This window comes from Teichococcus aerophilus (assembly GCF_014490485.1).
GTDB lineage: Bacteria > Pseudomonadota > Alphaproteobacteria > Acetobacterales > Acetobacteraceae > Pseudoroseomonas > Pseudoroseomonas aerophila.
Map to the genome: position 1 here is coordinate 24,712 of NZ_JACTVA010000040.1, position 25,859 is coordinate 50,570.

At 70.8% G+C, this 25,859-nt stretch carries 20 protein-coding genes and 1 tRNA gene; 3 read left to right on the top strand and 18 right to left on the bottom strand.

The genetic code is table 11. The features are described 5' to 3' along the window. Position 1: 1 nt before the first annotated feature. The 13 genes from IBL26_RS18555 to IBL26_RS18615 all read right to left on the bottom strand — a co-directional run bounded on the left by IBL26_RS18555 (position 2) and on the right by IBL26_RS18615 (position 19,032). Entirely contained in the window at positions 2–643 is a 642-nt protein-coding gene (locus IBL26_RS18555; RefSeq protein ID WP_187786006.1) for a hypothetical protein, read from the bottom strand. Further along, on the bottom strand, positions 640–4,935 hold the full coding sequence (locus tag IBL26_RS25565) for an eCIS core domain-containing protein (RefSeq protein WP_206684262.1): 4,296 nt from the start codon (positions 4,933–4,935) through the stop codon (positions 640–642). The genes IBL26_RS18555 and IBL26_RS25565 overlap by 4 nt, the downstream gene beginning before the upstream one ends. Continuing rightward, the gene (locus tag IBL26_RS18565) at positions 4,932–5,204 is read right to left on the bottom strand and encodes a hypothetical protein (RefSeq protein WP_187786007.1); all 273 of its coding nucleotides are present in this window, start codon (positions 5,202–5,204) and stop codon (positions 4,932–4,934) included. The genes IBL26_RS25565 and IBL26_RS18565 overlap by 4 nt, the downstream gene beginning before the upstream one ends. Then, positions 5,201–7,069, bottom strand: coding sequence for an ATP-binding protein (locus tag IBL26_RS18570; RefSeq protein WP_187786008.1), 1,869 nt, complete (start codon positions 7,067–7,069; stop codon positions 5,201–5,203). Before IBL26_RS18570 ends, IBL26_RS18565 begins: the two co-directional genes overlap by 4 nt. Then, positions 7,066–8,307 carry a DUF4255 domain-containing protein gene (locus tag IBL26_RS18575; protein WP_187786009.1) on the bottom strand — a complete coding sequence of 414 codons (1,242 nt, stop codon included), beginning with the start codon at positions 8,305–8,307 and terminating at the stop codon, positions 7,066–7,068. Before IBL26_RS18575 ends, IBL26_RS18570 begins: the two co-directional genes overlap by 4 nt. Then, positions 8,304–8,522, bottom strand: a complete 219-nt coding sequence (locus IBL26_RS18580) for a hypothetical protein (RefSeq protein WP_187786010.1) — start codon at positions 8,520–8,522, stop codon at positions 8,304–8,306. Before IBL26_RS18580 ends, IBL26_RS18575 begins: the two co-directional genes overlap by 4 nt. Before the next feature lie 548 nt (positions 8,523–9,070). Then, positions 9,071–9,796 (bottom strand): hypothetical protein, encoded by a 726-nt coding sequence (locus IBL26_RS18585; RefSeq protein WP_187786011.1) that lies wholly within the window; start codon positions 9,794–9,796, stop codon positions 9,071–9,073. A 3-nt stretch (positions 9,797–9,799) separates the two neighbouring features. Then, positions 9,800–10,324, bottom strand: coding sequence for a phage tail protein (locus IBL26_RS18590; RefSeq protein ID WP_187786012.1), 525 nt, complete (start codon positions 10,322–10,324; stop codon positions 9,800–9,802). A 13-nt stretch (positions 10,325–10,337) separates the two neighbouring features. Next, complete coding sequence (locus tag IBL26_RS18595; RefSeq protein ID WP_187786013.1) at positions 10,338–11,903, bottom strand: phage tail sheath family protein; 1,566 nt, start codon at positions 11,901–11,903, stop codon at positions 10,338–10,340. A 42-nt stretch (positions 11,904–11,945) separates the two neighbouring features. Beyond that, complete coding sequence (locus IBL26_RS18600) at positions 11,946–14,624, bottom strand: glycosyltransferase (RefSeq protein ID WP_187786014.1); 2,679 nt, start codon at positions 14,622–14,624, stop codon at positions 11,946–11,948. Between the two features lie 484 nt (positions 14,625–15,108). Continuing rightward, on the bottom strand, positions 15,109–16,059 hold the full coding sequence (locus IBL26_RS18605) for an alpha/beta hydrolase fold domain-containing protein (RefSeq protein WP_187786015.1): 951 nt from the start codon (positions 16,057–16,059) through the stop codon (positions 15,109–15,111). 4 nt (positions 16,060–16,063) lie between these two features. Continuing rightward, a complete protein-coding gene (gene gorA / locus IBL26_RS18610; protein ID WP_187786016.1) occupies positions 16,064–17,425 on the bottom strand; it encodes a glutathione-disulfide reductase in 1,362 nt (453 codons plus the stop codon). A gap of 128 nt (positions 17,426–17,553) precedes the next feature. Next, positions 17,554–19,032, bottom strand: a complete 1,479-nt coding sequence (locus IBL26_RS18615) for an NAD-dependent succinate-semialdehyde dehydrogenase (RefSeq protein WP_187786017.1) — start codon at positions 19,030–19,032, stop codon at positions 17,554–17,556. A gap of 229 nt (positions 19,033–19,261) precedes the next feature. Between IBL26_RS18615 and IBL26_RS18620 the strand changes: the two genes are divergently transcribed. Further along, positions 19,262–19,414, top strand: coding sequence for a DUF3309 family protein (locus IBL26_RS18620; RefSeq protein WP_194443648.1), 153 nt, complete (start codon positions 19,262–19,264; stop codon positions 19,412–19,414). A 184-nt stretch (positions 19,415–19,598) separates the two neighbouring features. Here the strand turns inward: IBL26_RS18620 and IBL26_RS18625 are convergent, their stop codons facing one another. The 4 genes from IBL26_RS18625 to glmU all read right to left on the bottom strand — a co-directional run bounded on the left by IBL26_RS18625 (position 19,599) and on the right by glmU (position 23,742). Then, positions 19,599–19,919, bottom strand: a complete 321-nt coding sequence (locus IBL26_RS18625) for a PEGA domain-containing protein (RefSeq protein ID WP_187786018.1) — start codon at positions 19,917–19,919, stop codon at positions 19,599–19,601. 106 nt (positions 19,920–20,025) lie between these two features. Beyond that, positions 20,026–20,385, bottom strand: a complete 360-nt coding sequence (locus tag IBL26_RS18630) for a hypothetical protein (RefSeq protein ID WP_187786019.1) — start codon at positions 20,383–20,385, stop codon at positions 20,026–20,028. Between the two features lie 196 nt (positions 20,386–20,581). After that, on the bottom strand, positions 20,582–22,405 hold the full coding sequence (gene glmS, locus IBL26_RS18635; protein WP_187786020.1) for a glutamine--fructose-6-phosphate transaminase (isomerizing): 1,824 nt from the start codon (positions 22,403–22,405) through the stop codon (positions 20,582–20,584). Beyond that, complete coding sequence (gene glmU / locus IBL26_RS18640) at positions 22,405–23,742, bottom strand: bifunctional UDP-N-acetylglucosamine diphosphorylase/glucosamine-1-phosphate N-acetyltransferase GlmU (RefSeq protein WP_187786021.1); 1,338 nt, start codon at positions 23,740–23,742, stop codon at positions 22,405–22,407. The genes glmS and glmU overlap by 1 nt, the downstream gene beginning before the upstream one ends. Positions 23,743–23,832: 90 nt before the next feature. On the opposite strand from glmU, the gene gph reads away from it, so the two are divergent. Further along, positions 23,833–24,510, top strand: coding sequence for a phosphoglycolate phosphatase (gene gph / locus IBL26_RS18645; RefSeq protein WP_187786022.1), 678 nt, complete (start codon positions 23,833–23,835; stop codon positions 24,508–24,510). Here gph and IBL26_RS18650 read toward each other — a convergent pair. Then, positions 24,393–25,292, bottom strand: coding sequence for a DUF3108 domain-containing protein (locus IBL26_RS18650; RefSeq protein ID WP_241749543.1), 900 nt, complete (start codon positions 25,290–25,292; stop codon positions 24,393–24,395). The two genes, gph and IBL26_RS18650, sit on opposite strands and share 118 nt — an antisense overlap. Positions 25,293–25,386: 94 nt before the next feature. Between IBL26_RS18650 and IBL26_RS18655 the strand changes: the two genes are divergently transcribed. Beyond that, positions 25,387–25,461: transfer RNA gene (locus IBL26_RS18655), tRNA-Val, on the top strand. Positions 25,462–25,859: the final 398 nt, after the last annotated feature.

Sequence of the window (25,859 nt, forward strand, 5' to 3'; positions counted from 1 at the left end):
CTCACAGCAGCTTCACGTCGCCGCCGGCGATGGCGGCGATGTCGCCGACGCTGCCGGCCACAGCCAGCGCCTCCTTCGTCACCTGGTGCGCCAGGAAGACGTGGTAGGCCGGGTTGGTCACTGGCAGGTCGCTGTAGCTGAGCACCCGCAGGCCGAGCGACACCTTGGCGCGCAGCGGGTTCAGCGCGGTGTCGTGCGCATCCTCGGTGATGGAAAGTTCCGAGACCCGGACGGGAAGAATCCGCTTCGTCCCCCAGACGAACAGGGTGAGTTGGCTGGCCGGCGGCACCACCTCGATCGTCCCCGCCATCAGCAATGCGGTGTTGACGATCACCTGCGCCGTGGCGGGATAGACCAGCATCTCCAGCGCCGAGAGCTGCGGGTAGAGGCCCAGCGCGCCCTCGCCCCGTTCCAGCGAGTCCGTCGCATCCAACTCGACATCCAGCTTGATGGTCTCTTCCGGCGCGCCGCCCAGGCGCATCGCCTCGGCCTTCGCGCCCTCGCCCCCCGGTGCGCGCGGCTTGATGGTGCGGGTCAGCGTCTCCGGATTGTACTGGAAGGCGATGACGCGCGGCACCGGGTTGAGCAGGTCGAAGCCCACCAGCGCGCCGCGCAGCATGCGGGGGGACCGGGGGGCGCTCATGGCTTCACCCAATAGGTTTCCGCGAAGCGGATCATCGCCCCCTCCGGCGCCATCAGGTGACCGTAGAGCATGGTCTTCGCCAGATGCTCCTGCTGGGAGAGCGACGTCAGGTCCCAGATCGCCGTCTGCCCCTTCGGGCCACGCACCAGCAGGTCCGCGCGCATGTCGCCCACCACCTGGTTCAGCACCTTGGGTGGAAGGGAGTCCCGCAATGTCTGCAGGTGCGGATTCTCGGCGAACCACTGCCGCACGGTCAGCCGCATTACCCGCGGGTCCGCGCCCTGGAAGTTGCGCAGTGGCTCGTCAGCGTGGGAGCGCCAGCCGCGGGGCAGCTTCAGGCCCTGCAGCCGTGCCTTCACCGCCGCGTGCAGGCGGGTGCCGAATTCCGGCCGCCCGGCCCAGCGCTTCCCCAGGATGCTGCGCACGTCGCCAATGCCCTGGTCCACCGCCGCCTCCACCTGGCTGCCGATCGCGGGCCCGCGGCGCCCCGGCGCCGGGGCTGGCTGCGGCTCGCCCGGCGGTGCCTGCTTGGGCCCGGAAAGCCGCTTCTCCCCGAACACCCGGTCCAGGTCGCGCTCCACGCCACGCTGCCAGCGCTCGCGCCCGCTTTGCGCCTTGTAGGCCTCGCGGGTTGTCAGGCGCTCTCCTGGCTTCGGGCGGTAGCCACGGCTTTCCAGGCCGGGTTCGGCGGCTGGGCGGGCGGGTGCGGTGGGCTTCGCCGCCGGGCGGACCACGCGCAGCTTCGGCGGTGCAGGGGGACGGCTGGCGGCGGGCGCCCGAAGCGAGGGTTGCTGCCCGGCTGGCGGGCGTACCACCGGGCGCGTGGTGGGCGGCGGCCTGACCGCTCCACCACGGCCACCAGCCGGGCGCAAAGGTGCCGGCGCACGCACGGGTGGACGCCCGCCGGAAGTGCCTGGCACGCGGGCGGGGGCCGCCGGGCTGGCTGGCCGTAGCGGCCCGCCGCGTTTCCCGCCTGATGCCATGGCCTGGATAGGCTGCCGCCCGCCGGGCTCCACCAGGCGCAGCGCCGGCTGCGTCGGTGGCCTGGGCGCCATGCCCTCGGCCCCAGCGGCTTCCGCCACAACCTGGGCTTGCGGCACGGCCCGCTGCGCCACGTTAGGGCGGGGTGTGGCCGGCCGCAGCGCGCCGGATTCCGAAACAGAGGCCAGTTGCCCTCTGGGTGGCGAGCTCGTCTGGCCACCGCCCTGCAACACCGACAGCTTCGGTTGCCCGGCTGCGGCCGGCGCTGTTGGCGCAAGGGGCTGCGCTGCAGGGGCAGGCGCGGCGGGCGCGGCCACCGGCTCCGCCGGGGGCAATGCCGCGGGCCGGGCGGTGGGGGCACGCGCGGCACCGCCGCCACCAGCACCCCGCGCCGGGTTGGGAATCTGCGGCGGCGTGCGCGCCCGGAAGCGCTGCGTCATCTTGCGGGCGCCAAGGAAGGTAGAGATCAGCGTCGCCGCGCCCTCACCGAAGGATTTGCCACGCTGGTAGGGCGTCAGGCCGGGCTGGGCGAAAGCGGCGTGGATGGCGGTCAGCCCCGTCATGTCCGCCGCCGTGCGGCCCAGCGCGCCGTACCAGCTGCTACCGGCGTCCCGGTGGGCGCTGTAGGCCTGGTAGCCCTGGTAGACCGCAAAGCCGATCAGCCCGATCGCCACGATCAGCTTGGCCGTCGCCGCCGCGACCCCGGCTGCTACCAGCAGCGCCACGGCGATCTTGGCGGCGATGATCACCACCACCACCAGCGCGATCACAGCCAGGATGCCGACGATGACCCCGGCGATCACCAGCCCGATGTCGCGCAGGGTGGACAGCACCGGGTGGTCGTAATCCCAGGCGGCGTCGGAGGCCGCTTCCTCCATCGAGGCGCCCATGTCGCGCAACGCCTCGTCGTTCTTGGCCAGGGCTTCCTCGACATTCGCGCGGATGCGGGTCTCGGCCTCCGTCAGGGTCTGGCGGAAATCGGCATCCAGCGCGGCGGCGGCAGGGGCCAGGCGGCGTGCCGCTTCCTCCTGCCCCGCGGTGTAGCCCTGGCTGAGCTGCGCCACCTGCCCGCCATAGGCGTCATCCACCTGCCCGACGAAGCCGGAGAGAGCGGCGTTGTCGGCCTCCAGCGCCGCCTGGATGCCTTTGTCCGCCTCCTTGCCGATGGCACGCAGGCCCTGGCGCAACGGCGGCATCGAGGCGCGGAACTGGTCCGGGATCGTGGCGGCGGCCTCGCCGAAGGCGGTCTCGGTCTCCGCCGCCATGCCGAGCAGCAGGCCGGCCACGGTGTCGCCGAAGGCCGCGGTAGCGGCCGGGTCCGGTGCCTCGATGCCATCCAGGATGGCGGTGGCCTCGCCGGCATAGCCGTCGATGGGCGAGACGGCGCCCGGCAGCGCCGCGTCCACCCCCCGCAGCGCCGAACGCAACGCGGCGTCGACCTGCCCGTGGGCGGCGGGTTCCAGCGCCGCCAGGCGCTCGGCGGCTGCGGATTCAGCTTCCACCAGTTCCGCCCGCATCGTCCCGGCGGTGGCGTCCAGCATCCGGTGCGCCTCGGCACTCAGTTGGGACAGCGATCCCTGAGCGTCGAGAGCCGCGCCGGCGGCGCCCGCCTGCAGTTCCGGCAGGGCCGCGTCGAAGGCCTGCAGCGCTTCCGCGCCCTTGGCCTGAAACTGCTCGGGCAAGGGCAGCAGCACTTCGTCGACGGCGGCGACCGCATCCGGCACCCGCGCCTCGATCTCCGTGGCGACGCCCGCCGCCACGCCCGTGGCGGCAGAAGCCTGGATGCCGCCGCGCTCCGTCCCCGGATAGCCGGATGCCTTCAGCCTGCCCCGGTTGCGCGCCTCTGCCGCTTGCTCGCCCGAGCGGGTCGTGACGCGCGCGGCGTAGCGCGTGCGCAGCGCCTCCGCCTCGGCGATGGCGCGGGTCACGGTGCCTTCCATGGCGCCCCGGTGCGCGGCGAAGACACCGGCATAGTCGCGGCCCGCCTGCTCGCCCCGCGTCGCCGCCTCGGCCCGCCGCGCGGCCAGTTGGGTGTCGATCTGAGCGTGGGCGGAGAGGATGGAGGCCTCCAGCATCACCCGCGCGCCGGCGAAGCGCTGGTGCAATGCCTCGGTGGCCTGACCGACCTCCCGCGTCACCGCACCGCGGACTGCCCCGGCCTGGGCCTGCAGGGTGGCCTTGGCAGCGGCGGCGCCCGCCAGGACGCGCGCGGAGGCATCCTGCTGCGCCGCCAGGATGCGGGCGGTGGGATCGGCGCCGCCTGCCCCACCCATGTCCTCCTGCATCGCGACGACCGGCGTTGGTGAGGCGGCGTCGGCAGGCGCTTGCTCGGGGCCGGCCATATCGGCGGCGGCGGCGGGCAAGGGTTCCAGCAACTGCGCCAGCGGGGGCAGCGTTTCGCCCCCTTCCTCGTCCATCTCCCCCTCGGCGGATTCGGGCGCTGCGATCTCGGCGGCGGGTGGGAGGGAGGCGGTGGTGTCGATGTCTGGTGCGGCCTGCTCCTGCGGCGCCGGGGCAGCTTCGGCCACGGCTGCCGGAGGCGCGGAAGACGATGCGGAGGCTGCTGGCGCGGATGTCGGGGCGCCCGCACCGGCTGATGCCGGTCCTGGCTGTGAGGGCTGCGGCGTGTCCTGCCGCGCCACCTCCAACGCCAGCGCGGCAAGGGCGCCGCGCCCGCCCGGGCCCAGCCTGGCGCCGGCTTCCTGCACCACTGCCGCGCGCTCCGCGGCAGGAAGGGCGCGCAGCATGCGCCGCACAGTGCCGGCGCGGTCCTGCGGGTCCTCGGCCATGGCCTGGGCGATACGGTCCGCCGCGCCCTCCGCCTCGCCGGTGTGGTCGGGCGGTGCGTCCGCTTCCCGCCGCGCGATCACGCCGGGGCGGTTCTGCACCGCGTGGGCCAGTTCATGCGCCAGCAGGCGGCGCCCGGCCGCCGTGCCTGGGCGGTAGGCCCCGGCGGCGAAGGAGATGTCCTGGCCATGAGTAAAGGCGCGTGCGTTCAGCGCCCGGGCGGCGCTGGCGGCCCCGGCATCCGCATGCACCCGCACGCCGCCGAGATCCTGGCCGAAGCGCGCGCCCATGACGTCCCGCTCCACCCGTTCCAGCGGCCTGCCGCCGCCCCGGGCTGGCACGGGCTGCAGGGGCGCAGCCGCGGCGGCCGGTAGCTGGGAGCGCAGCGGCGCGGACGGCGATGGCTGGCGGAAATCCAGCGCGCGGCTGGCCATGCGGTCGGCGTCCCGTTCCGCCGCGTCGTCCCGCTGCGTCAGGACGGGCGGCGCCACGGTTGGCGCGGCGCGGGTGGCGGGGGCGCTCACGGCCTGCCTCCCGTGCCAGGACCTAACAACGCGGCGGAGACCGCCGCCGCCAGCGCCTCCGGCTCGGTGGAACGCAGATCGATCGGGCCAAGGGCGAGCATTGCCGGGCCATCGCCCCAGCGGTCTGGCAGACCCTGCGCGGCAATGCCCTTTTCCAGCGCCTGCTCCAAGGCCAGTGCCAGGCGTTCCGGCCGGGCGACCTCCAGCCCATGGACCACCAGCGTCTCGATATGCAGGTGCACGGCACGGGGCCGCCGGGGCGTGGTCATGCCCAGCCCTCCATCTCGGCGGCGGTCAGCGGGCGTTCCAGCTTGGCGCATTCGCGCCGCGCGGCGTGCAACAGATGCGCCATGCCGATGGGCGCCCCGGCATCCGCCGCCAGATAGGCTGCACCCAGCGCGACGTTGCGGATATGCCCGCCCGGCAGGCTCAACTGCGCCAGCCGGCGGTAGTCCAGCCCCTCCGTCGGCGCGGCCTCCGGAATGGCACGGCGCCACAACCGCTCCCGCTCCGCCACATCCGGGAACGGGAAATCGACGACAAAGGCCAGGCGGCGGAGGAAGGCGAGGTCCAGCGCCTCCTTCATGTTGGAGGTCAGGATCGCCAGGCCGCGATAGGTTTCCATCCGTTGCAGCAGGTAGCTGACCTCGATGTTGGCGTAGCGGTCGTGGCTGTCCTTCACCTCGGTGCGCTTGCCAAACAGCGCATCGGCTTCGTCGAACAGCAGCACCGCGCCGCCGGTCTCGGCGGCATCGAAGATGCGGCGGAGATTCTTCTCGGTCTCGCCGATATACTTGCTGACCACGGCGCTGAGGTCGATGCGCACCAAATCCAGTTCCAGCGCGTTCGCCAGCACTTCGGCCGCCAGGGTCTTGCCGGTGCCGCTGGGGCCGCTGAACAGCGCGGCGACACCCAGGCCGCGCCGCAGCCGCGCGCGGAAGCCCCAATCCTCCAGCACCGCCGCCCGGCCACGTACCTGGCCGGCGATCTCCCGCAAAAGCGCTTCCTGCGCCGGGGGCAGGATCAGGTCGTCCCAGCCCGCTTCAGGCGAAAGGCGTTCCGCCAGGCCTTCCAGCCGCATGCCGCTCTGCTGGCGGCAGGACGCCCACAAGCCGGCGGCATCGGCCGAGGCCGTGGCGGCGGCGGCGATGCCCTCCGGCCCCAGGTCGAACTGCGCGGCCAGGTGCTGGTGCAGGGCGGCGGGGGCAGCCGGCGCCGCCATCGACCACAAGGCCGCCTGCTCCGCCCGCGCCGGCCGCTGCAACTCCAGGCGCTGGGTGCCGGAGGCCACCGGCAGCGCGTCGGCCGCCACCGCCGCAACCGCGCCCTGGATGCGGCCCAGCAGGTCCGCCGCCGCACGCTCGGCCTCCGGCGTATCGGTCTCCTCCACCAGCACCAGCAGGGCGGAGCCATCTAGCGCCGCCTGCCGGCTCCACAGCCTTGCCAGCGCGGCGCGTTCCGGCGGCGGCGCCGGGATTTCAGCGGCGCGCATTTGGTAAAGTTCCAGCCCCAGGCTGCGCGCGGCGGCCTCGGCCACCGGCACCGCGCCGCAATCGGCCGGGGCGCGCATCGCCACCGGCCGCCCGGTCCGCCACGCTGCCGCCAACGCGTCCACCACCGGTGCCTGCGACGGGCTGGGCGTCGCGACGGCGCCGGCCGGCGTAACCAGCCCCATCAGCCGCGCATCCAGCTGCGGGATGCCGGCCAGGCCGTGCAGCACGCATTCATCCACCCGCAGCGCCGCGGTGGTCAGCGGCCCCGGCCCAGGTTCCACCAGCCGCCACCAGCGCAGCGGGCCAGACGGCGCCAGCGCGCCCCAATGCGCGTCCGGCAAATGGGCCAGTGCCAGGCCGAAGCTGGGCCATGGTGCGCCCTGCCCGCCCAGGCTGGCGCAGGCGGCGGCGAACCCTATGTCTAGCTCCGGCCCCGCCGCCAGCAGCAACACATCCTGTTCGAAGGAAGTCAGGCCGAACACGGTGCGGAGATGCGCCAGCGCGTCAGGCCCGGCGCCGTCGCCATTCTCGGCCTCGGCCGCCACCGTCTGGCCGCGCAGCCGTGCCAGCAGCCGTGCCAAGGCGCGCTCCAGCGCCGCCCGGCTGCGAACTTCCCAGCTGGGAACGAGCGCGATGTTCATGGCAGCACCACGCGGGGCAGCCACTCACCCTCTGTCGGGCTGCCAGGGGTGGTGTCGCGTTCCAGCGCACTCTCCGCGCCATCGACGCGGATACGCAGGTTGTAGGCCCCCGGTGTCAGCCCGGCGACATCGAAGGCCAGGGTGGTCAGCGCGGCCGTGCGTGGCGGCGCATCGGTACTCCACACGGCGGCGCTGGCCGTGTCGGTCAATTCCAGCGTCGCCGTCTGCCCTGGCATCACCGCTGGAGACACGCCCACGGTGATGCCGGCCGAGACCACGCCGCCGGCCGCCGTGGCACCGATGACCACCACGTCGAAGGCACCCCCCGTCCGCCGCACCGCCGGATGCAGCGTGAAGGCGGCGAGGTTGGAGCCCTCCCCCGGCCGGGGGGTGGGCGGCACGCCCATCAGCACGTCATGCCGTATCCGCAAACCCTGTGCCCCGGCACGGAGATTCGCCGGCAGCGTCACCACCAGCCGGTCGTCGCGGATCTCTTCCGGCGGGAGTTGCGCGCCGCCGACCAGCACCTGTACCGCCTCGCCGCGCAGCCGCTCCCCTTCGATCGCCACGCGTGTGCCGGCGGTGATGGCGGCATCGGCATCGGCCAGCGGCACGACGCGGCGCAGCAGCGGCCGGCGTAGTGGCACGCCACGCAACGCCACTTCCCGCACCAGCGGGGCCTGCAACGGCGTCAGCGCCGCTTCCACCAGCACCGCGCCGGCACGGCAGGCGGCGGAGAGCACGTAGCGCGTCTGGAAGAACACTGACCAGAGCTTGGACAAATCCTCCAGCGTCAGGTCCAGCAGCGCCAGCCGCACCGGGTCCTGCTGCTGGTCGAGCCCGGAAGGCGTGCCGCCCGCTTCCGCCGCCTGGATCATCGCCGGCGTCAGCACCGGGCGCGCGTGCAGGGAGCGCAGCGTGCTGGCCAGCAGCCGCTGCGAGGCCAGGTTCGCCTCGCCATAGAAACAGAGCAGATAGTCCAGATCGAGCGCCACGCGCGGCCGCTGTGCCACCGCGCCATCCGCCCGCCGCACCGGCAGTTCCTGGCCGCGATAGGCTGGGTTCGGCACGGCGCGGTACAGGAAGATGTTCACCCCCGTCACCGGCAGGCCACCGACCCCGGCATCGCCTGGGCGCAGCGTGGTGACGCCGGCGCCCGGCACGTCCGCTTGCACCACCTCCAATATCCGGGCGCGCAGTGCGGCGGTGACGCTGGCGATGGCATTGAAGTTGCTCATCCGCTGCCTCCGTCCCGGCGGCGCAGATAGGCGTCGAGTGAGAGGCCGGCGGGGTTGGGCGCTGCCGGACGCACGGGCATGGCGGGCTGCGGCGCCCGGACCGTGGCGCGGATATCCACCCGCCCGATGGTGACGCTGACCGGCGCCGCCGCAGGTGCCGGCGCCACATCGGCTGCCGCCCGGGCCGCGCGTGATGCCTGCAGCGTACCGGGCATCTCCAGGCGCGCCTGCCTGGGCGAAGGTGGTGCGTGCTGCTGCGGCGCCTGATTCCCCGGCCCGCCCCTTAACGCGGCCTGGGCCGGCAATGCCGTAGCTGGATGCGAGGCCGTGGCAACCAACTGCGGCGGGTTCCCAGGCAAAGGCGCCGCAGCCTGCTGCGGCCTTTCCAAAGGTGCCTGGACGGCGGCTTGGCGGGAACCGGCTTGCTCCTGCGACGATTGCGAACGTACGACGTCCTGCGTGCGTGCCGGTAGCGGTAAGGCGGGCGCCACGCGCAGCACTGGCGGCGCAGTCGCGACTGCGGGAGAAGGCGCCGCAGCTACCGGCGCTGGAACCGGCGGCTTCACCGGTTGCTGCGGCAGCGGCAGGGCGGGCGTGTCCGCCCCACGGCGCCGCGGCGGGGGCGCTTCCGGCGCGGTCTCCGCCACTACTTCCGGCGGTGGGCCGCCAACCGGCGCCTCGGCTTCGAAGCGCGCCAGCGGGCGGGGCGACAGCAACGGCCTTCCGCCGCTGACCCGCGCCGCGATGGCCGCCAGATAGCCCTTCATTGCCCCAGCAACTCCAGGTACCGGGCGCGGCGGCGCGGCGGCAGCGCCAGCACCTCCGCCTCCGTCCAGCCATAGGCGCTGGCCAGCCCATGCACCTCGCCCAGCAAGCGGCCGGCCCAGAGCTCCACTTCGCGCCAGGTCCAGTCCGCCAGGTCCAGCGCCGCTGCCCAGGCCTGGCTGCATTCCGGGCAGTCCAGAGCCAGCGACGCATCGCCGAGCGGGTCGGCCTGCTCCATCGCCTGTTCCAGCGCCTCGCGCAGCTTCGCTGGCAGCGCCGGAGCAGAGATGGCCTCGCCATCCTTCTCCGCCGACAGCAGGCAGCGTTGCAACAGCAGGCCAGGCAGGTCGGCGCCGCGCGGCGCGGCTTCCAGCAGCAGCACATCGTCGCTGTCCGGGCAGCGCGCGGTCAGGCGATAGCCATCCTGCTCCACCGTCACGTGCCGCGCCGCCGTCGTGGCCTCGGGGCCTAGGGACTTGGCGGAAAGACGGGCCTCCAGCCGGGCCCCGCAATGCGGGCAATCGGCCACGCCTTCCATCGCATCGCCGAACACGGCGCGGCGCAGCTCCAGGATGGCGGCATCCCGCCGGCCGATGCTCCAGCCGCGCGCCTCCTCCGGCGCGACGCCGGCGGCCGCCAGCAAGGCCAGCGCCCGCCCGGTGGGTCCGGCCGAGACGGCACCGTCCCACGCATCCAGCAGCTGGGCCTCCGCCGGGGCACGCACGGGCTACACCGGCTCGCTGAAGGTGGGCTCCGTGGGCTCGACCACTTCGTAATCCCGCTCCCAGCCCTCGTTCTCCAGCTTCAGGCTCTGGATGGCGACGGCATTGGCGTTGGCGTCCAATTCCGGCAGCGCCTGGAACTCCGACACCCAGCAGCGGTACAGGCGGTAGGCGATCGCGAGTTGCCCGGCCTCGTTGTAGACTTCCAGAATCATGTCCTTGCGGAAGTCGCGCAGCGAGATCTCGGCGCCCAGGCCGGAACCCTGGTTCCACACCTTGTTCGCCCATTTCTCGAATTCGGTATCGTGCGTCACGCCGCGCTCGACCGTCAGCGCCTCGTACTCGCTGCGGCCAGGGGATTTGCGGCTGGTGGACGGGTCACCGCCATCGCGGTGCTTCACCACCTCCGTCGTCCGCTTCAGCGCGCCGACCTTGCTGACGCCGGCGACGTAGCGCCCATCCCATTTCAGCCGGAACTTGAAGTTCTTGTAGGGGTCGAAGCGCTGGGCGTTGACTGTGAACTGGGCCATGGTCCGTCCCTCCTCACGCTGCTTCGGTCTGGCCGGCGAGTTGCTGGATGCGCAGCACGACGAACTCGGCCGGCTTCAGCGGCGCGAAGCCGATCAGGATGTTGACGATCCCCCGATCGACATCGTTCTGCGTCGTCGTCTCCTTGTCGCACTTCACCAGATAGGCCTGGGCGGGGGTGGTGCCGGCGAAGGCACCCTGGCGGAACAGCGTCTGCATGAAGGCGCTGGCATTCAGCCGGATCTGTGCCCAAAGCGGTTCGTCATTCGGCTCGAACACCGCCCATTTCAGGCCCTGGAACAGGCTTTCCTCGATGTAGAGCGCGGTGCGGCGCACCGGCACGTATTTCCATTCGCTGGCCTTCTGGTCCGCGCCATCCAGCGTGCGTGCGCCCCAGGCGATCGAGCCATAAACCGGGAAGTTGCGCAGCACGTTGACGCCGACGGGATTCAGCGCGCCATTCTCTCCGTCCGTCAGCTTTACTGTCACCTCGGCGTTGCGGAGATTGGCATCGACGCCGGCAGGGGCCTTCCAGACGCCGCGCCCGGCATCGGTGCGAGCATAGATACCGGCCATGGTGCCGCTGGCGCCGACCTCGCGCGGGCGGCCTTCGTTCAACGGGTCCGGCACGATCAGGCGGGGGAAGTAGAGCGCGGCATTCTTGTGCCGCAGCGTATCGTGCGCGCCCATCCAGCCGCGCATCGCGGCCTCGGTGCGGACGGAGGCCGGGATGTCGAACAGCACGAAGGCGCGGCGTTCCTCGCAAAACGTGCCGGCGGCGGCCATCACCTGGCTGTAGGGGCCATCATCCAGCGCCGCCGCGCGCGGTAGGCAGAGCAGGTTGAACACCTCGGGCGCGATGCGGTCCAGCGCATACATCCCTTCTTTCTGGTCCGGGTCGCCGATGATGGCGTTGGCGTCAGGCGGGTCGCCATCATCACCACCGCCGAGATCCTGCCACGCGCCCGCGGGCGGGCCGCCGCGCGGGTCCGGCGCCACGGCGATGGGCAGCGACCCCAGCCCCTCATCCTCCAGCTTCACCAAGGAGGACGCGGCATTGACCACGGAGACCGCGTAGCGCGGGCTGGTGGTATCCATCGCCAGGTTGAGGAAGGCTTCGTCCCGCACCACGCTCAGCGTGCCGGCGGTGCGGCTGACTTCCCGCACGAACAGGTTGAAGCGGCCCGGCGTACCGGCCGTGGTCGCCGCCACCTGCAGATTATCGCCCCAGAAGCCGGGGTCGATGGCACTGACGTTCAGCGTCTCCTGCGCCGGGGAGCCACCCAGCAGCGGCGCGAAGGACGGCACCGGCGCACCGCCTGCCACACGCACCACCCAGGCGATGCTGCCGCCATTCAGGTAGAATTGCTGCACGGCGTAGCTCGCCTCGCTCCCGGCGCTCAGTCCGCCGAAGCGGCGATTGAAATCGGCGAAGGAGGTGATGCGCACCGCCTCGTTCAACGGCCCGCGTTCGAATGCATCGACGAAGGCGGTGGCGGAGGTGCTGACCCCGGCGATGGGGCGCACGCCACTCGGCACCTCCTCCACATACACGCCAGGATAGGTGTAGCTGGCCGGCATCAGCGTGGTCCTCTCACTGTGTTGGCAGGGGGTGGTGCGCGCTCATCGGGCCAGTTCGTCCCACAGCGCGCGGTGGCGGCGGGCCGAGCTGGCCCAGTCATTGGCATGGCAGAAATCCTGTGCCGCTGCGGCGGTTCGGTCCCGCAGGGCCGTGTCCTCCAGCAGCCGGGCGATGCCGGCCACCGGGTCAGCCTCGCGGTGCACCGCCTCGCCGAATTCCTCGAACCACTTGGCGGTGCTGGCCAGCACGGGCACGCCGCTGGCCAGCCCGACGCCAATGGCGCCGCTGGCCGAGACATGGGCCGTGCCGTCGTAGTGATAGGCGACGACATCCGCCTCGGCGGCCAGCCGTGCAGCGCAATATTCGGCGGGCGAGTAGTCGCGCACGCGGCGGACCTTCAGGCCGCGCGAGGCCTGCTCCCACTCCGCTTCCAGGCGCGGGTCCTGCGTGTGGCTGAACATCAGCAGCTCGGTGCCCGGCAGGGCGCGCAGCACGTCCAGCAACCGCCAGAAGCCCTTGTGCCGTCCGAGGAAGCCGAAGGCGCCGATGACGCGCCCGCGCTGCGTCTTGCGTGGCGGAAACCAGGTCGGCCTTCCATGCGGGATATGCGCCACCCTGGCGCCGGGCAGGCGCCGCCGCAGCATCTCCGCCCCGCGCGCCGTCAGCGAGACCAGGGCGCCCGCCTCCGCCTCCCAGGGCGAGGCGTGAGGCATCACCGTGTGCTCCGTCACCACCGTCGGCACGCGCTGGTGGCGGGCCAAGGCGAGTGCGCGGCTCATCTCTGCATCGGTGAACAGGCCAAATTCGTGCTCGATCTGGAGCACCGCCGCGCCGGCGAGGTCAGGCTCCCGCCCCACGGCCGTGGCGCGCGGCCCGGCACAGGCGGCCACCGCCGCCGCATATTCCGCCACGCCGCAGGGCCGCCCGAGGCTGGAGGTCCAAAGCACCACGCGGCGGGCCAGCGGGCGCGGGCGGGTCAGCCGCGCTTCCATCACTTCCAGCGTCGCCGGGCCCATGTTCCGCACGTCCCGGTGCCGTGCCACCCAGCGCGCCGCCTCCGCCCCCATCTGGCGTGCTTCCTGGCGGTGCGTGGCGGCCCAGCGCAGCTGCGCTGCCGCCTGCTCCACGTCCGGCACGCCACGCACGCCGCCGGGGCCGAAGGGCGTGTCCTCGCACGGCTCCATGCCGGCGCGCGCCACGGGCAGCACCAGGCCGCGCGCATCTTCGCAGATATCCGCCTGGCCTTCGGAGTCGAAGGCCACCACCGGCAGGCCGGTCGCCATGCCCTCCACCAGCGGCAGGCCGAAGCCCTCGCTGCCCAGCGCCAGCAGCACGTCGGCCTCCGCATACAAATCAGCGATGCCGCGGCTGGGCCGGTTCTCATCGACGAAGCGGATACGCGGGTCGTCGGATGCGAAGTGGCCGTGGCGGAAACGCGACTTGATCAGCAGCCGTGCCTCCGGGTCATCGGCGAAAGCACGGCGCCAGGCTCCCACCGCTTCGCGCGCATGCTTGCGGCCGATCATGGTGGCGACCAGCAAGGTGGTGAACATCTGCCGCTCCGGCCGCTGCACGGGCGCGTAGATGGCCGGGTCCACGCCCGGCATCACCACGTCCACTGGCACCGTCACGCCACTGCGGCGGCAGACATCGACCAGGAAGCGGGACGGCACCAGCACCGCCCGCGCGCGGTTGAGCGCCGCCGCCCAGCCCGGCGGCAACAAGCTGGCTTCCCACATGGTGGAGATGAACAGGTCCTGCGCCCCGGCATACCGCTCCAGCTCCGCGCCGGGGCAGGCGAAGTACAGGACGGGCCCGCGCGGCGCGGTGGCCGGTTGGCGGGCTAGCAGCGCGCGGGTTGCGGGAGCCAGCCCGGCCGGATCTACCGCCAATGGCTGCAGGGATACCTTGGCCCCGGCTTCCACCAATCCCAGCGCCAGATGCTCCGCCAGCGATCCGTAGCCGTCATAGACAACGAAGGGAGCAACCAGGGTGATGTCGTCGCCCGGCGGGCGCGGCGCTGCCGGGGCTGCGCCGCCTTTGCGCAGGCCGGCGTAGAAGGCACGGTCACTGGCCAGCAGCCGCGTCACTTCCTCCAGCGGTCGCCGTTCCCAGCGCGGCCCCTTCAGCCGGCGCGGTGCCGTATTGCCCTGGTGCAGCACCGCGACATACAGCGACGATGCGTCGATCGGCGCCTGCCGCGTGGCCGGCACGCCGCGCATGAAAGCTTCATCTTCCCCGACATCCACTGCGAGAAACGGATTCGCCTGCCAGGCCGCCCGCTCATACAGCAGGGAACCGCCGCAGAAGGACGGCGGGTCGCCAGCCGGGCGGCGGTACATCCAGGCCTCGCCGGTCAGCGGCACGTAGTGCAGCATGTCCCGTGCGCCGGAGACGGCGGCACCTGTCTGCCGCAGCGTCGCCAGTTGGCGGCTCAGCCGGTCCGGCGCGCACCAGTCGTCATCGTCCCAGTGGGCGATATGCGTACCCCGCGCCGCCTCGCACGCCATGTTGCGCTTGGCGCCCAGCGGGGTACGGCCTTCCAGCCTGATATAGGTGATAGGGGCATCGTCCGGCAGCAGGTTGCGTACCGGTTCCGCGCCGTCATCGACGACGATCAGTTCCTTGTCCGGGTGGTCCTGCCGCAGAAAATAGCGCACGGCCTGGGCCACGAACTCACCACGGTCCCGCGTCGGCATGATGCAGCTGATGCGAGACAACGCGGCCTCCTCACGCTTCACCCCCGTACCTTGCGGGTCTCCGCACAGCCGGCGTGGGAGGCGAACCGTGAACCTGGTGCACGCGCGAAGTCAATTTATTTCGAAACCGAAATTCTAACTATGGTTGACGGTGATGTTGACACCGCAGCGAAATTGGCCAAGCCAAAGTTTACACTGGCGAGGCCGTTATCAGCTCATCGGACAAGCCCTGATAGGAGCTGGCAACTGAGCGACGACCCTGGCCGATGCGGAGCTCAACCTTCATGCGCCGATCCATGGCAGCGGCGGCGAGGGAGAACCAATGCGCAGCGCCCTCACCCTGGGCGCGTCGCGCTGAACGGCGGCGAAACTGGCTCCGGATCAGGAGAAACGGCGCGGGCTGCAAAGCCCGCGAGCCCGGCTGCCGCCCCCGCCGGCACCCGGCCTGCACAGCACAGGCTGGCAGGCAGGAGCCTTCGGCGGGGCCGTTTCAGGCCCAGAAGCCTCAGCCCGCCATGACCTGCGCCAGCCACCGCCCGCTGGCGGCAATGGCGCGGTCCGCCGCACCGACATGCCCGGCGGAGCGCAGGAACCCGTGCACGGTGCCGGGAAAATATTCTTCGCTGACCGTAACAGCAGCCTCGCGCAGTTTGGCCGCCATGGCGAGGTTCTCGCTGGCCAGGACATCCAACTCCGTCAGCGTCATGTGCACCGGCGGCAGGCCGCGCAGGTCGGCGCGCAACGGTGCGACAAAGGGGTTCACCCGGTCGGCCGCCTGGGGTGCATAGCAATCCCAGTAGAAGCGCATCCGCTCCCGCGTCAGGCCGTAGCCCTCGGCGAATTCCTCGTAGGACGCGGTATCGAAGCGGCTGTCATAGACGCCGTAACCCAGCAGCAGGCCACGCAACGTGACCTCCGGCGCCACTTCCCGCAACATCAGCGCGGCGCCCAGCGCCAGGTTGGCCCCGGCGGAATCGCCACCAAGGACGATGCGCGCCGGGTCCAGCCCCCATTCCGCGCCGCGCGCGGCGATGGCGCGGGTGACGCCAGCACATTCCTCCAGCGCCTGCGGGTACACCGCCTCCGGGCTCAGCGCATAGTCCGGCCCCAGCACGGCGCAGCCGGATGCGGCGGCGTATTCGCGCATGGTGCGGTCATGCGTATCGATGCTGTTCCAGACCCAGCCGCCGCCATGCAGATAGATCAGCACCGGCAACGGCCCGGTCGCCGCATTCTTCGGCTTGTGCAGCCGGCAGGCGATGCGGCGGCCCCGCACCGGCAGCCACAGATCCTGACTTTCCGCCATGTCCGGACCGCCGGTCAGCGTCAGATTCAGCGCGTCATTGATGGCACGCGGCTCATCGAAGGGCCGCATCAGGCGGATGGGCGGGAAGGCCTTGGCGCGCTCCTCCATCATCGCGTTGAAGGCGGCCATCTCGGGGTCGATCCGGTGCATCGTCTCAGCCCGCCTGGCGCGTCATGGTGCGCAGCGTGACGAACTCCTCCGCCGCGGTGGGATGGATGCCGATCGTGGCATCGAAATCCTCCTTGGTGGCGCCTGCGACGATGGCAATGGCGATGCCTTGCATCATCTCCGCCGCATCATCCCCCAGCATATGCGCGCCCAGCACCTTTCGCGTGGCGCGGGAGACGACGAGCTTCATCACCGTCCGGCGCGTCCGCTTGCTGATGGTATGGCGCATGGGGGTGAAGCGGGTCAGGTAGATATCCACCGGCTCCTGCAACACCGCCTCCTCCTCCGTCAGGCCGACCGTGGCGGCGGGCGGGATGGTGAAGACGGCGGTGGGCACGTTCTTCAGGCTGGCCATGCGCGGCTTGTGGCCGAACAGCGTGTCGGCCAGCGCATGCCCCTGGGCCGTCGCCACCGGGGTCAGGTTCAACTGGTCCGTCACGTCGCCGATGGCGAAGATATGCGGCTGCCGCGTCGTCTGGTGTGCATCCACCGGGATGGCGCCGAAGCGGCCGGTGAGGATATCCACCGCATCCAGGTTCAGGCCCTTGCTGTTCGGCTCCCGCCCCGTGGCGAACATCACGGCGTCGGTCGTCACGGTATGGCCCAGCACGGTGGTCAGCTGGATGCCGCCCGCCACCTGGTCCAGCCGCGCCACCTCGTGCCCCGCATGCTGGCGGATGCCGAGATGGTCCAGCGCGTCGCGCATCGCTTCACGGATGTCGTGGTCGAAGCCGCGCAGCGGCAGCGGCTGGCGGTAGACCAGCTCGACCTCCGCCCCCAGCGCCCGCAGCAGGGAGGCGAATTCCAGCGCGATATAGCCGCCGCCCACCACCGCCACGTGCTTCGGCAACGCCTTCAGCGTGAACAGGTCGTCCGAGATCAGGCCCAGGTCGGCGCCGGGGATCTCCGGCTTCACCGCATGGCCGCCGGTGGCGATCAGGATGCGCTCCGCCGTCACCCGCTTGCCGCCGACATCCAGCGTGTGCGCGTCGATGAAGGTGGCGCGGGCATCGAAGCTGGTGACGCCGGCGTTGGTCAGCAGGCGGTTATAGATGGCGGAGAGCCGTTCGACCTCCCCATCCCGCGCCTTTGCCAGCACGGACCAGTCATGCGTGCCGGCCTGCATGCCGGTCCAGCCGAAGGCAGGGCCTTCCTCGGCCCACAGCCCGTACTCGCCGGCATTGACCATGATCTTCTTCGGCACGCAGCCGACATTGACGCAGGTGCCGCCCCAGAAACGCTCCTCCGCCACGCCCACCCGGGCACCGTGGCCGGCGGAAATGCGGGCGCAACGGACGCCCCCCGATCCGCCACCGATGACGAAGAGGTCGAAATCATAGGCGGACATGCAGCAACTCCCGGAGGTGGGCACAAAAAGGAGGAACGGCGGCAGAGATGCTCCCCGCCGCCGTATCGTTCAAGCCTGGCCGTTCAAAGCCTGGCCGTCCAGCTCAGGCTGGCCGGCGGCAGGCGTGCTCAGCCGCCAAGGCCGCCCAGCGCCATGTACTTCGTCTCCAGATATTCCTCGATGCCGTGGGTGCTGCCCTCGCGGCCCAGGCCAGACTGCTTGAAGCCGCCGAACGGCGCCTCGGCGGTAGAGATGATGCCCTCGTTGATGCCGATGATGCCGTATTCCAGCGCCTCGGCGACGCGGAAGATGCGGCCGACATCGCGCGCGTAGAAGTAGGAGGCCAGGCCGAACTCGGTATCGTTGGCCAGCTTGATCGCCTCCTCCTCCGTCTTGAAGCGGAACAGCGGCGCGACGGGGCCGAAGGTCTCCTCGCGGAAGATCAGCGCGTCATGCGACACGTTGGCCAGTACGGTCGGCTGGAAGAAGTTGCCGCCCTTGGCATCCGGCTTGCCGCCGGTGACGACGCTGGCGCCCTTGGCCAGGGCATCGTCGATATGCTCCTGCACCTTCTTCACCGCATCGGCATTGATCAGCGGGCCCTGGGTAACGCCCGGCTCCATACCGTTGCCGACCTTCAGCGCCTCGACCGCCACCTTCAGCTTGGCGGCGAAAGCGTCATAGACTCCCTCCTGCACCAGCAGGCGGTTGGCGCAGACGCAGGTCTGGCCGGTGTTGCGGTACTTCGAGGCAATGGCCCCCTTCACCGCCTCGTCCAGGTCCGCGTCGTCGAAGACGATGAAGGGCGCGTTGCCGCCCAGCTCCATCGACGTCTTCTTGATCGTCTCGGCGCACTGGGCCAGCAGGATGCGGCCGACTTCGGTGGAGCCGGTGAAGGACAGCTTCCGCACCAGCGGGTTGCCCGTCAGCTCCTTGCCGGTGCCGGAGGACGGGCCGGTGATGACGTTGCACACGCCCTTCGGCATGCCGCAGCGCTCCGCCAGCACGGCGATGGCCAGGGCGGAGAACGGCGTCTGCGATGCTGGGCGGATCACGCCGGTGCAGCCTGCCGCCCAGCCGGGGCCGGCCTTGCGGGTGATCATCGCCGCCGGGAAGTTCCACGGCGTGATGGCGGCGAAGACGCCCACCGGCTCCTTCGTCACCAGGATGCGGCGGCCCTTGGCGTTCTGCGGGATGGTCTCGCCATTCACCCGGCGCGCTTCCTCGGCGAACCAATCGATGAAGCTGGCGGCATAGGCCACCTCGCCCTTCGATTCCGCCAGGGGCTTGCCCTGCTCCGCCGTCATGATGGCGGCCAGGTCGTCCGTATTGGCCAGCATCGCGGCGGCCAGCTTCTTCAGGATGGCCGCGCGCTCATTGGCCAGCATGGCGCGCCAGGCGGGCCAGGCGGCGTGGGCGGCCTCGATGGCCCGGCGCGTCTCGGCCTGGCCCATGGCAGGCACGGTGCCGACCAGATCGCCCGTCGCCGGGTTGCGGACTTCCAGGGTCTTGCCGCTATCGGCCTGGACCCACTGCCCGTCGATGAAATTGGCCTGCCGCAGCAGGTCCGGGTCCTTCAGAGGTAGCTTGGAGATGGCGTCGAGCATCGCGTTTCCCTTTCTCCGGCGCGGCTCTCGCTTCGGGGGCCGCTGCATGTCCGGGGAAAGGTAGGCCTGCGGCAGGCCCCTGTCAGCCTGGGCCGGGCGGATTATCAACCTTGGGCTGCAACATTTCGCGCGAGCCGCGCGTTCAGAGCCCACACCGGAAACCTCCGGTGGCAAAACCGGGCGGCCGTTTCTGCCACCCCGCAGACTATCTTACGCCTGGGAGGGCATCATGGGTCTCGTCCTACTGATTATCGTGATCCTGCTGTTGGTCGGCGCCTTGCCGCGCTGGGGCTACAGCTCGGGTTGGGGCTACGGCCCGTCGGGCGGCCTCGGCCTGATCCTGATCATCCTGCTGATCCTGCTCCTGATGGGCCGGATCTGACGCTAACCCGCGCCGCCCCTGCAGAGGGGCGGCGCGGATCTTGAGATCACACGCCCGCCAGGGGCGCGGCTTCCGTGAGCTGCGGCATTCCGGCCGGCACCTGGCCCTGCATCGGCGCCGCAGCGGGCCGAGGCGTCTCCGCAAGATCGACGCGGATATCAGCCGGATAGCGGCTGTTGGCCCCCTAAGCCGCATCCACCACCACACCCACGACGCCACCCAGCAAGATGTTGGCGAAGGTCGTGCCGGTGAAGCCGGCTTCCACGACGATGGTGGAGGACATGTAGCCCTCCTTCCCACACTTCACCGACAAATCCTGCCGGCTCTTATTGATGCGGATGCTGGCAGGGGTCGCCGCGACCGCCCCCACACGCTGCCCTTCCCGATCAATCGTGCACGTGGCGCCCGCAGGCGTCGTCGTGACGGTGATGTTGTCGCTCGTGCCCTCAATCATGGTGGCGCAGGCGGACAGCAGGGCCAGTGGAGCCAGAAAGATCAACCGCATCAGAAATATTCCAGGGTGGTTATGAACCCTGGCGCTATTGCTGACCTGCAACGAACAGACAAGCCAAAGCTAGCGTTTGTTCACGGTTTCGAGAGCGTTGTGGTTTTCAGGCATCAGCATGGCTGATGGGCAGGGCCCGCAAAGCCAGCTCCAGCGCTTCCAGCATGGCGCCACTCTGCAGGGATTGGATGATCCGCCGCGCGGCCTTCATGCGGGGCGCCGACCTCTCCAGCACAATTGCGGCCCAGATGGCCGCCGCTACCCCCGCCGCCAGGGCAACGTAGATTTGCGCCAGGACGAGCAGCATACCGCCGTGCAGCGGCGCCATGATAACAACCACCGCGACGAACATGGCCGCCAAGGTCAATCCAACCGCCAGAATAACGTCGAGCCGCGCCAGCCGCAGGGCGGTCGCCGCCTCAATCCGCAAGCGTGGCAGGGCGGCCTTCAACGGGTCCGGTGCCATCGGCGCCCCACCTCGGCTGGCGAGGTAACGGCGGGCCATCAATTCGGTCTGGGCAGGGCGGGTCCAGGTCACGGCATGGCTCCGACGGTGACAAGCTTATGCTGCGTTGCAACATACTGCTTCCCCGCCGGAGATGCCAAGAATTCCCGGTGCCGCCAGCCATGCGCACCAGGCCAGTCTGATCATGCAACCCGGGTTATTCGACCGTCACGGCCTTCGCCAGATTGCGCGGCTGGTCCACATCCGTGCCCTTCAGCACCGCGACATGATAGGCCAGCAACTGCACCGGAATGGCGTGCAGGATGGGGGCGACGAAAGGGTCCACCGTCGGCAGCACTACCACCCGCTCGGCGAAGCGGCGCAACGAAGGGGCGCCGATCGCATCGGTGAACACCATGATACGGCCGCCGCGCGCCGCCGCTTCCTGCAGGTTGGAAGCGGTCTTCTCGAACAACGGCCCGCTCGGGCACAGCGCGATCACCGGCACAGCCGGGTCGATCAGTGCGATCGGGCCATGCTTCATCTCGCCGGCAGCGTAGCCCTCGGCGTGGATGTAGCTCAGCTCCTTCAGCTTCAGCGCGCCTTCCAGGGCGATGGGGTAGAGGCTGCCACGGCCGAGGAACAGCACGTCCCGCGCCTGCACCACCTCCCGCGCCAGGTCCTGGATATCCTCGCCATTCTCCAGCAGCGCCGCCGCGTGGGCCGGCACTTCCAGCAATGCCGCCGTCAGCCGCGCCTCGTCCTCGGCCGAGAGCACGCCACGCGCACGGCCGAAGCCCAGCGCCAGGCAGGCCAGCACCGCCAGCTGCGCCGTGAACGCCTTGGTGGAGGCGACGCCGATCTCCGGCCCCGCCACCGTCAGCACCTTGCCGTCGCTCTCCCGCGCCATGCTGCTCTCGTCGACATTGACGACGGAGAGCACTTTCTGGCCCAGCTGTTTCAGCAGGCGCAGCGCCGCCAGGGTGTCGGCGGTCTCGCCGGACTGGCTGACCATCACCGCGGCGCCGCCCTTCGGCACCACCGGCTCGCGGTAGCGCAACTCGCTGGCGATGTCGGAATCCACCGGGATGCGAGCGATCTGCTCGAACCAGTAGCGGCCGACCTGCGCAGCCAGATAGGCCGAGCCGCAGGCGGACAGCGTCAGGCGCGGCACCACCGCGGGGTCGAACGGCAGCTCGGGCAGCACGGCGGCACGGCTGGACGGGTCGATATACTGGCGCAGCGTATCGCCCAGCACGACCGGGTGCTCATGGAGTTCCTTCTCCATGAAGTGGCGGTAGTTGCCCTTGCCGACGGCGGCGCCGGAGAAGGCGGTCAGCTTCACCGCGCGCTCTACCTTCCGGTCCTCGGCATCGAAGAACTGGGCGCCGCTATCGGTGACGACAGCCCAGTCGCCCTCTTCCATGTAGGCAATGCGGCGGGTCAGCGGCGCCAGCGCCAGCGCGTCGGAGCCGACGAACATCTCCTCCTCGCCATAGCCGACGGCCAGCGGGCTGCCGCGCCGTGCCGCGATCATCTTGCGGCCATGGCCGGCGAAGATCATCGCCAGGCCGAAGGCGCCGTTCAGCCGCTTCAGCGTGGCGCTGGTCGCGCCTTCCGGCGTTGCACCGGCGGCCAGGTGGTGGTCCAGCAGGCGGGCGACGGTCTCGGTATCCGTCTCCGTCTCGAACACCACGCCCTCGGCTTCCAGCTCCGCGCGCAGCTCGGCGTGGTTCTCGATAATGCCGTTATGCACGACGGAGACCCGCGTGGTGCCGTGCGGGTGGGCGTTGCGCTCGGTCGGCGCGCCATGCGTCGCCCAGCGGGTGTGGCCGATGCCGGTGGTGCCCGGCAGCGCGTGCCGGTCCAGCACATGCTCCAGGTTGATCAACTTGCCCTCGGCGCGGCGGCGCTCGATATGGCCGTTGACCAGCGTGGCGATGCCGGCGCTGTCATAGCCGCGGTATTCCAGCCGCCGCAGAGCTTCCAGAAGACGGGGGGCGGCGTCCACGCGCCCCACCACTCCGACGATGCCGCACATCAGCTTTGACCCTTGTTCTTCTGCCGTGCCGCGCGGAATTCCGCCGCTGCGCCGGGTTTCTCCGCCTGCCGCGCCCGGCCGAAGGCCATGGCATCGGCGGCGACATCCTGCGTGATGACCGAACCGGCCGCGACGAAGGCGCCATCACCCAGCTTCACCGGGGCCACCAAAACGCTGTCCGAACCCACGAAAACCCCTTCGCCGATGGTCGTGCGATACTTCGCGAAGCCATCGTAATTGCAGGTAATCGTTCCGGCTCCAATATTTGTTTTGGCTCCAATGTCCGAATCACCCAAATAACTCAGGTGATTAGCCTTCGCGCCGACACCAAGCGTAGTATTCTTGAGCTCCACGAAATTTCCGACATGGGCAAAGGGCCCGACATCGGTCCCCGGCCGCAGCCGGGCGTAAGGTCCGACGACAGCACCCCCCCGTACGGTGCAACCTTCCAGGTGGCTGAAGGCGCGAATCGTCGCTCCGCTTTCCACCTGGACCCCCGGGCCGAACACCACATGTGGCTCGATCGTGACATCCTGGCCCAGCACGGTGTCGTGGCAGAACACCACGCTCCCGGGTTGGATCAGCGTGGCGCCGTTGGCCATGGCGGCATGGCGCAGGCGGGCCTGCACCTCGGCCTCGGCATCGGCCAGCTCCAGCCGGCTGTTGATGCCGCGCAGCTCGGCCTCCGGCGCTTCCACCGCGCGCACTCGCTGACCATCGGAGACGGCCAGGGGGATGATGTCGGGCAGATAATACTCGCCGGCCCGGTTGTCGTTGCGGACGCCGCGCAGCCAGCGGAACAGGTCTGCGGCGGGTGCGCACAGCACGCCGGCATTGCACAGGCCGATGGCGCGCTCCTCGGCGCTCGCATCAGCGAATTCGACGATGCGTTCCACGTTGCCGGCGGCGTCCTGCACCACGCGGCCATACTTCGCCGGGTCGGCCGGCCGCATCGCCAGCAGGGCCAGGCCGGATTCCTGCCGTGCGGCACGCAGGCGCCGCAGCGTCTCGGCCGAGATCAGCGGGTTATCGGCGTACAGCACCGCCACGTCGCCCTCGAACGCATCCAGCAACGGGGCCGCCTGCAGGGCAGCATGGCCGGTGCCCAGGCGCTCGGCCTGAACCACTGTCGGGTGGGGCGAGGCCGCGGCCTCCAGGGCCGGCATATCCGGCCCGACCACGACGACGATGCGGTCGAACACCCCTTCGCAGGCCGCGATCAGGTGGTTCAGCATCGGGCGCCCGGCCAGCGGGTGCAGCGCCTTCGGCAACTGCGAGCGCATGCGGGTGCCGAGACCGGCGGCGAGGAGGATGGCGGCTGCTTGCATGCCGCCCATCTGCCTGTAGCACCCCCATTCCGGCAAGGGTCACGCAGCGGTCGCGCCTGTCACATCGCATTGCCGACCGAAACATGGCATGCCACCCCCATGCAACCGACCGCGATCTTCGACCTGGACGGCACGCTGGTGGACAGCGTTCCCGACATTCACGCCGCCCTGAACCGCCTGATGGGCTCCCGCCTGCTGCGCGGCTTCACCCGGCAGGACGTCATGGGCTTCATTGGCGACGGGGTACCAACGCTGCTGGCCCGCGCCTTCGCCGCGCGGGAAGCGACGCAGGACGCCGCCGCCCTGCCCGACTTCCTGGCCGATTACGAAGCCAATGCCGCCGTGCACACCAAGCCATTCGCCGGCATCCCCGCCGTGCTGGACCAGTTGGAAGCCGCGGGCTGGCGCATGGCCGTCTGCACCAACAAGCCGGAAGCCGCCGCGCGCATCCTGCTGGATGCGCTGGGCCTCAGCGGGCGCTTCGCCGCGCTGGGCGGCGGGGACAGCTTCCCAACCCGCAAGCCGGACCCCGCCCACCTGCTGGCGACGCTGCAGGCCGCGGGTGGTGACCCGGCCCACGCCGTCATGATCGGCGACCATCATAACGACGTGGCCGCCGCCCGTGGCGCCGGGGTCCCGGCGGTGTTCGCCGCCTGGGGCTATGGCCCACGGGAAGCGGCGGATGGCGCGCCGGCGGCGGAAGCCCCGGCCGCACTGCCGGCGCTGCTGGACGCCGCCCTGGCCGCCGGCGCCGCCGGCCCGACTTCCATCAAGTAGATCGTCATCGCCCCGAACAGGCGGCTGGGAATTTCCAGCCGCACCGGGATAGGCATGTCACCCGGGCGCGGCGGGGCCATCCAGGCCACGCCTTCCTGCGGCTCCCGCGCCCGCTCCGAATCATCCTGCTTGAAGCCGGCGGTCTGCAGGCCGGTGAAGGCGCAGCGCAGCGCCTCCCCATGCCAGGCGGAGCTCCAGGGAAACAGGCGGTCGCGGCCGGCGGTGCGGGTCTGCATCTCCACCCGCCGCGCCCCGTCATAGATCACGGTCTGCGCATCGCAGCGGCCGGTCTCGGCGATGATGCGCGCCAGCTGCGCGACGGCGGAGAACTGGTCCGTGGTGTTGCGCGTCTGCGCTTCCGGCACCGGGTCCCGCTGCTCGTCGGGGTCGGCCTGACGGATGCGCACGACGGGCTGGCCGGCGGGGTACTCCATCAGGGTGCGGCGGGCCTCGCCCCGCATGGTGCCGGCGACGTTGTAGCGCTGCGGCCGCGCCTGGTTGCCCACCCAACGCCCCTCGGCGCCGCCGCTGAATTCCGCCCCGCCGAACAGCCGCGCCATGCCGGTGGTGCGCCAGGCGGCGGTGACCGAATATCTGCCCGGCGTATCCACATCGAAAATCGCTTCCACCTGCATCATTTGCAGGCCACCGCCGCGCACGCTGTACAGAGCGCGCAATGGTTCCGCCGCAGCTGGCGCCGCAGCCAGCAGCCCACACGCCGCCAGCAGGGAGGCCGCGGCAAGAGACGCATGGGAAACAGTGGCTTGGATGGGCATCGGCATAAACTGATCTCCGCATGCGACGAATGGAAGCAGAACGCGTGACACCCGCTTGACACGACAGCGCCTGGACCGTATTTCCCGCGCCGTCCCCGATGGGCGCGTAGCTCAGCGGTAGAGCATTCGCTTCACACGCGAAGGGTCACAGGTTCAATCCCTGTCGCGCCCACCATCGGGGACTTTCTCCACATCGCCAGACTAACCCCAGCGGCACCGCAAAGATGCGGCTGATCGCTGCGTTTCTGCTTGGCCGCAGCCACCGGACGCAGCATGCCCCGGAGACGGCTTCCCCGGGGCATCGATCGTCACGGACAGGCCCTGGCAGAGACCCTCCGGCACCGGCGAGGCCAGACAGCCCAAGCAGCACACCCCCTACAAATAGGCGCACCCCTGCGTCCTGCTAGCCTGCCGGCCTCTCGCCGTAACCGGCGAGCGCCGCGGAGTGAAATGCCCCGCCGTGCCGGCCGCGCGGCGGGGCATCCCTACCCTGTTCAGCGCGCCGGCGGCTGCGCGCCCGGGGCGGGGGCGCCAGGGGCAGGCGCGTCCGGGGCAGGCGTGACCGGTGCCGGG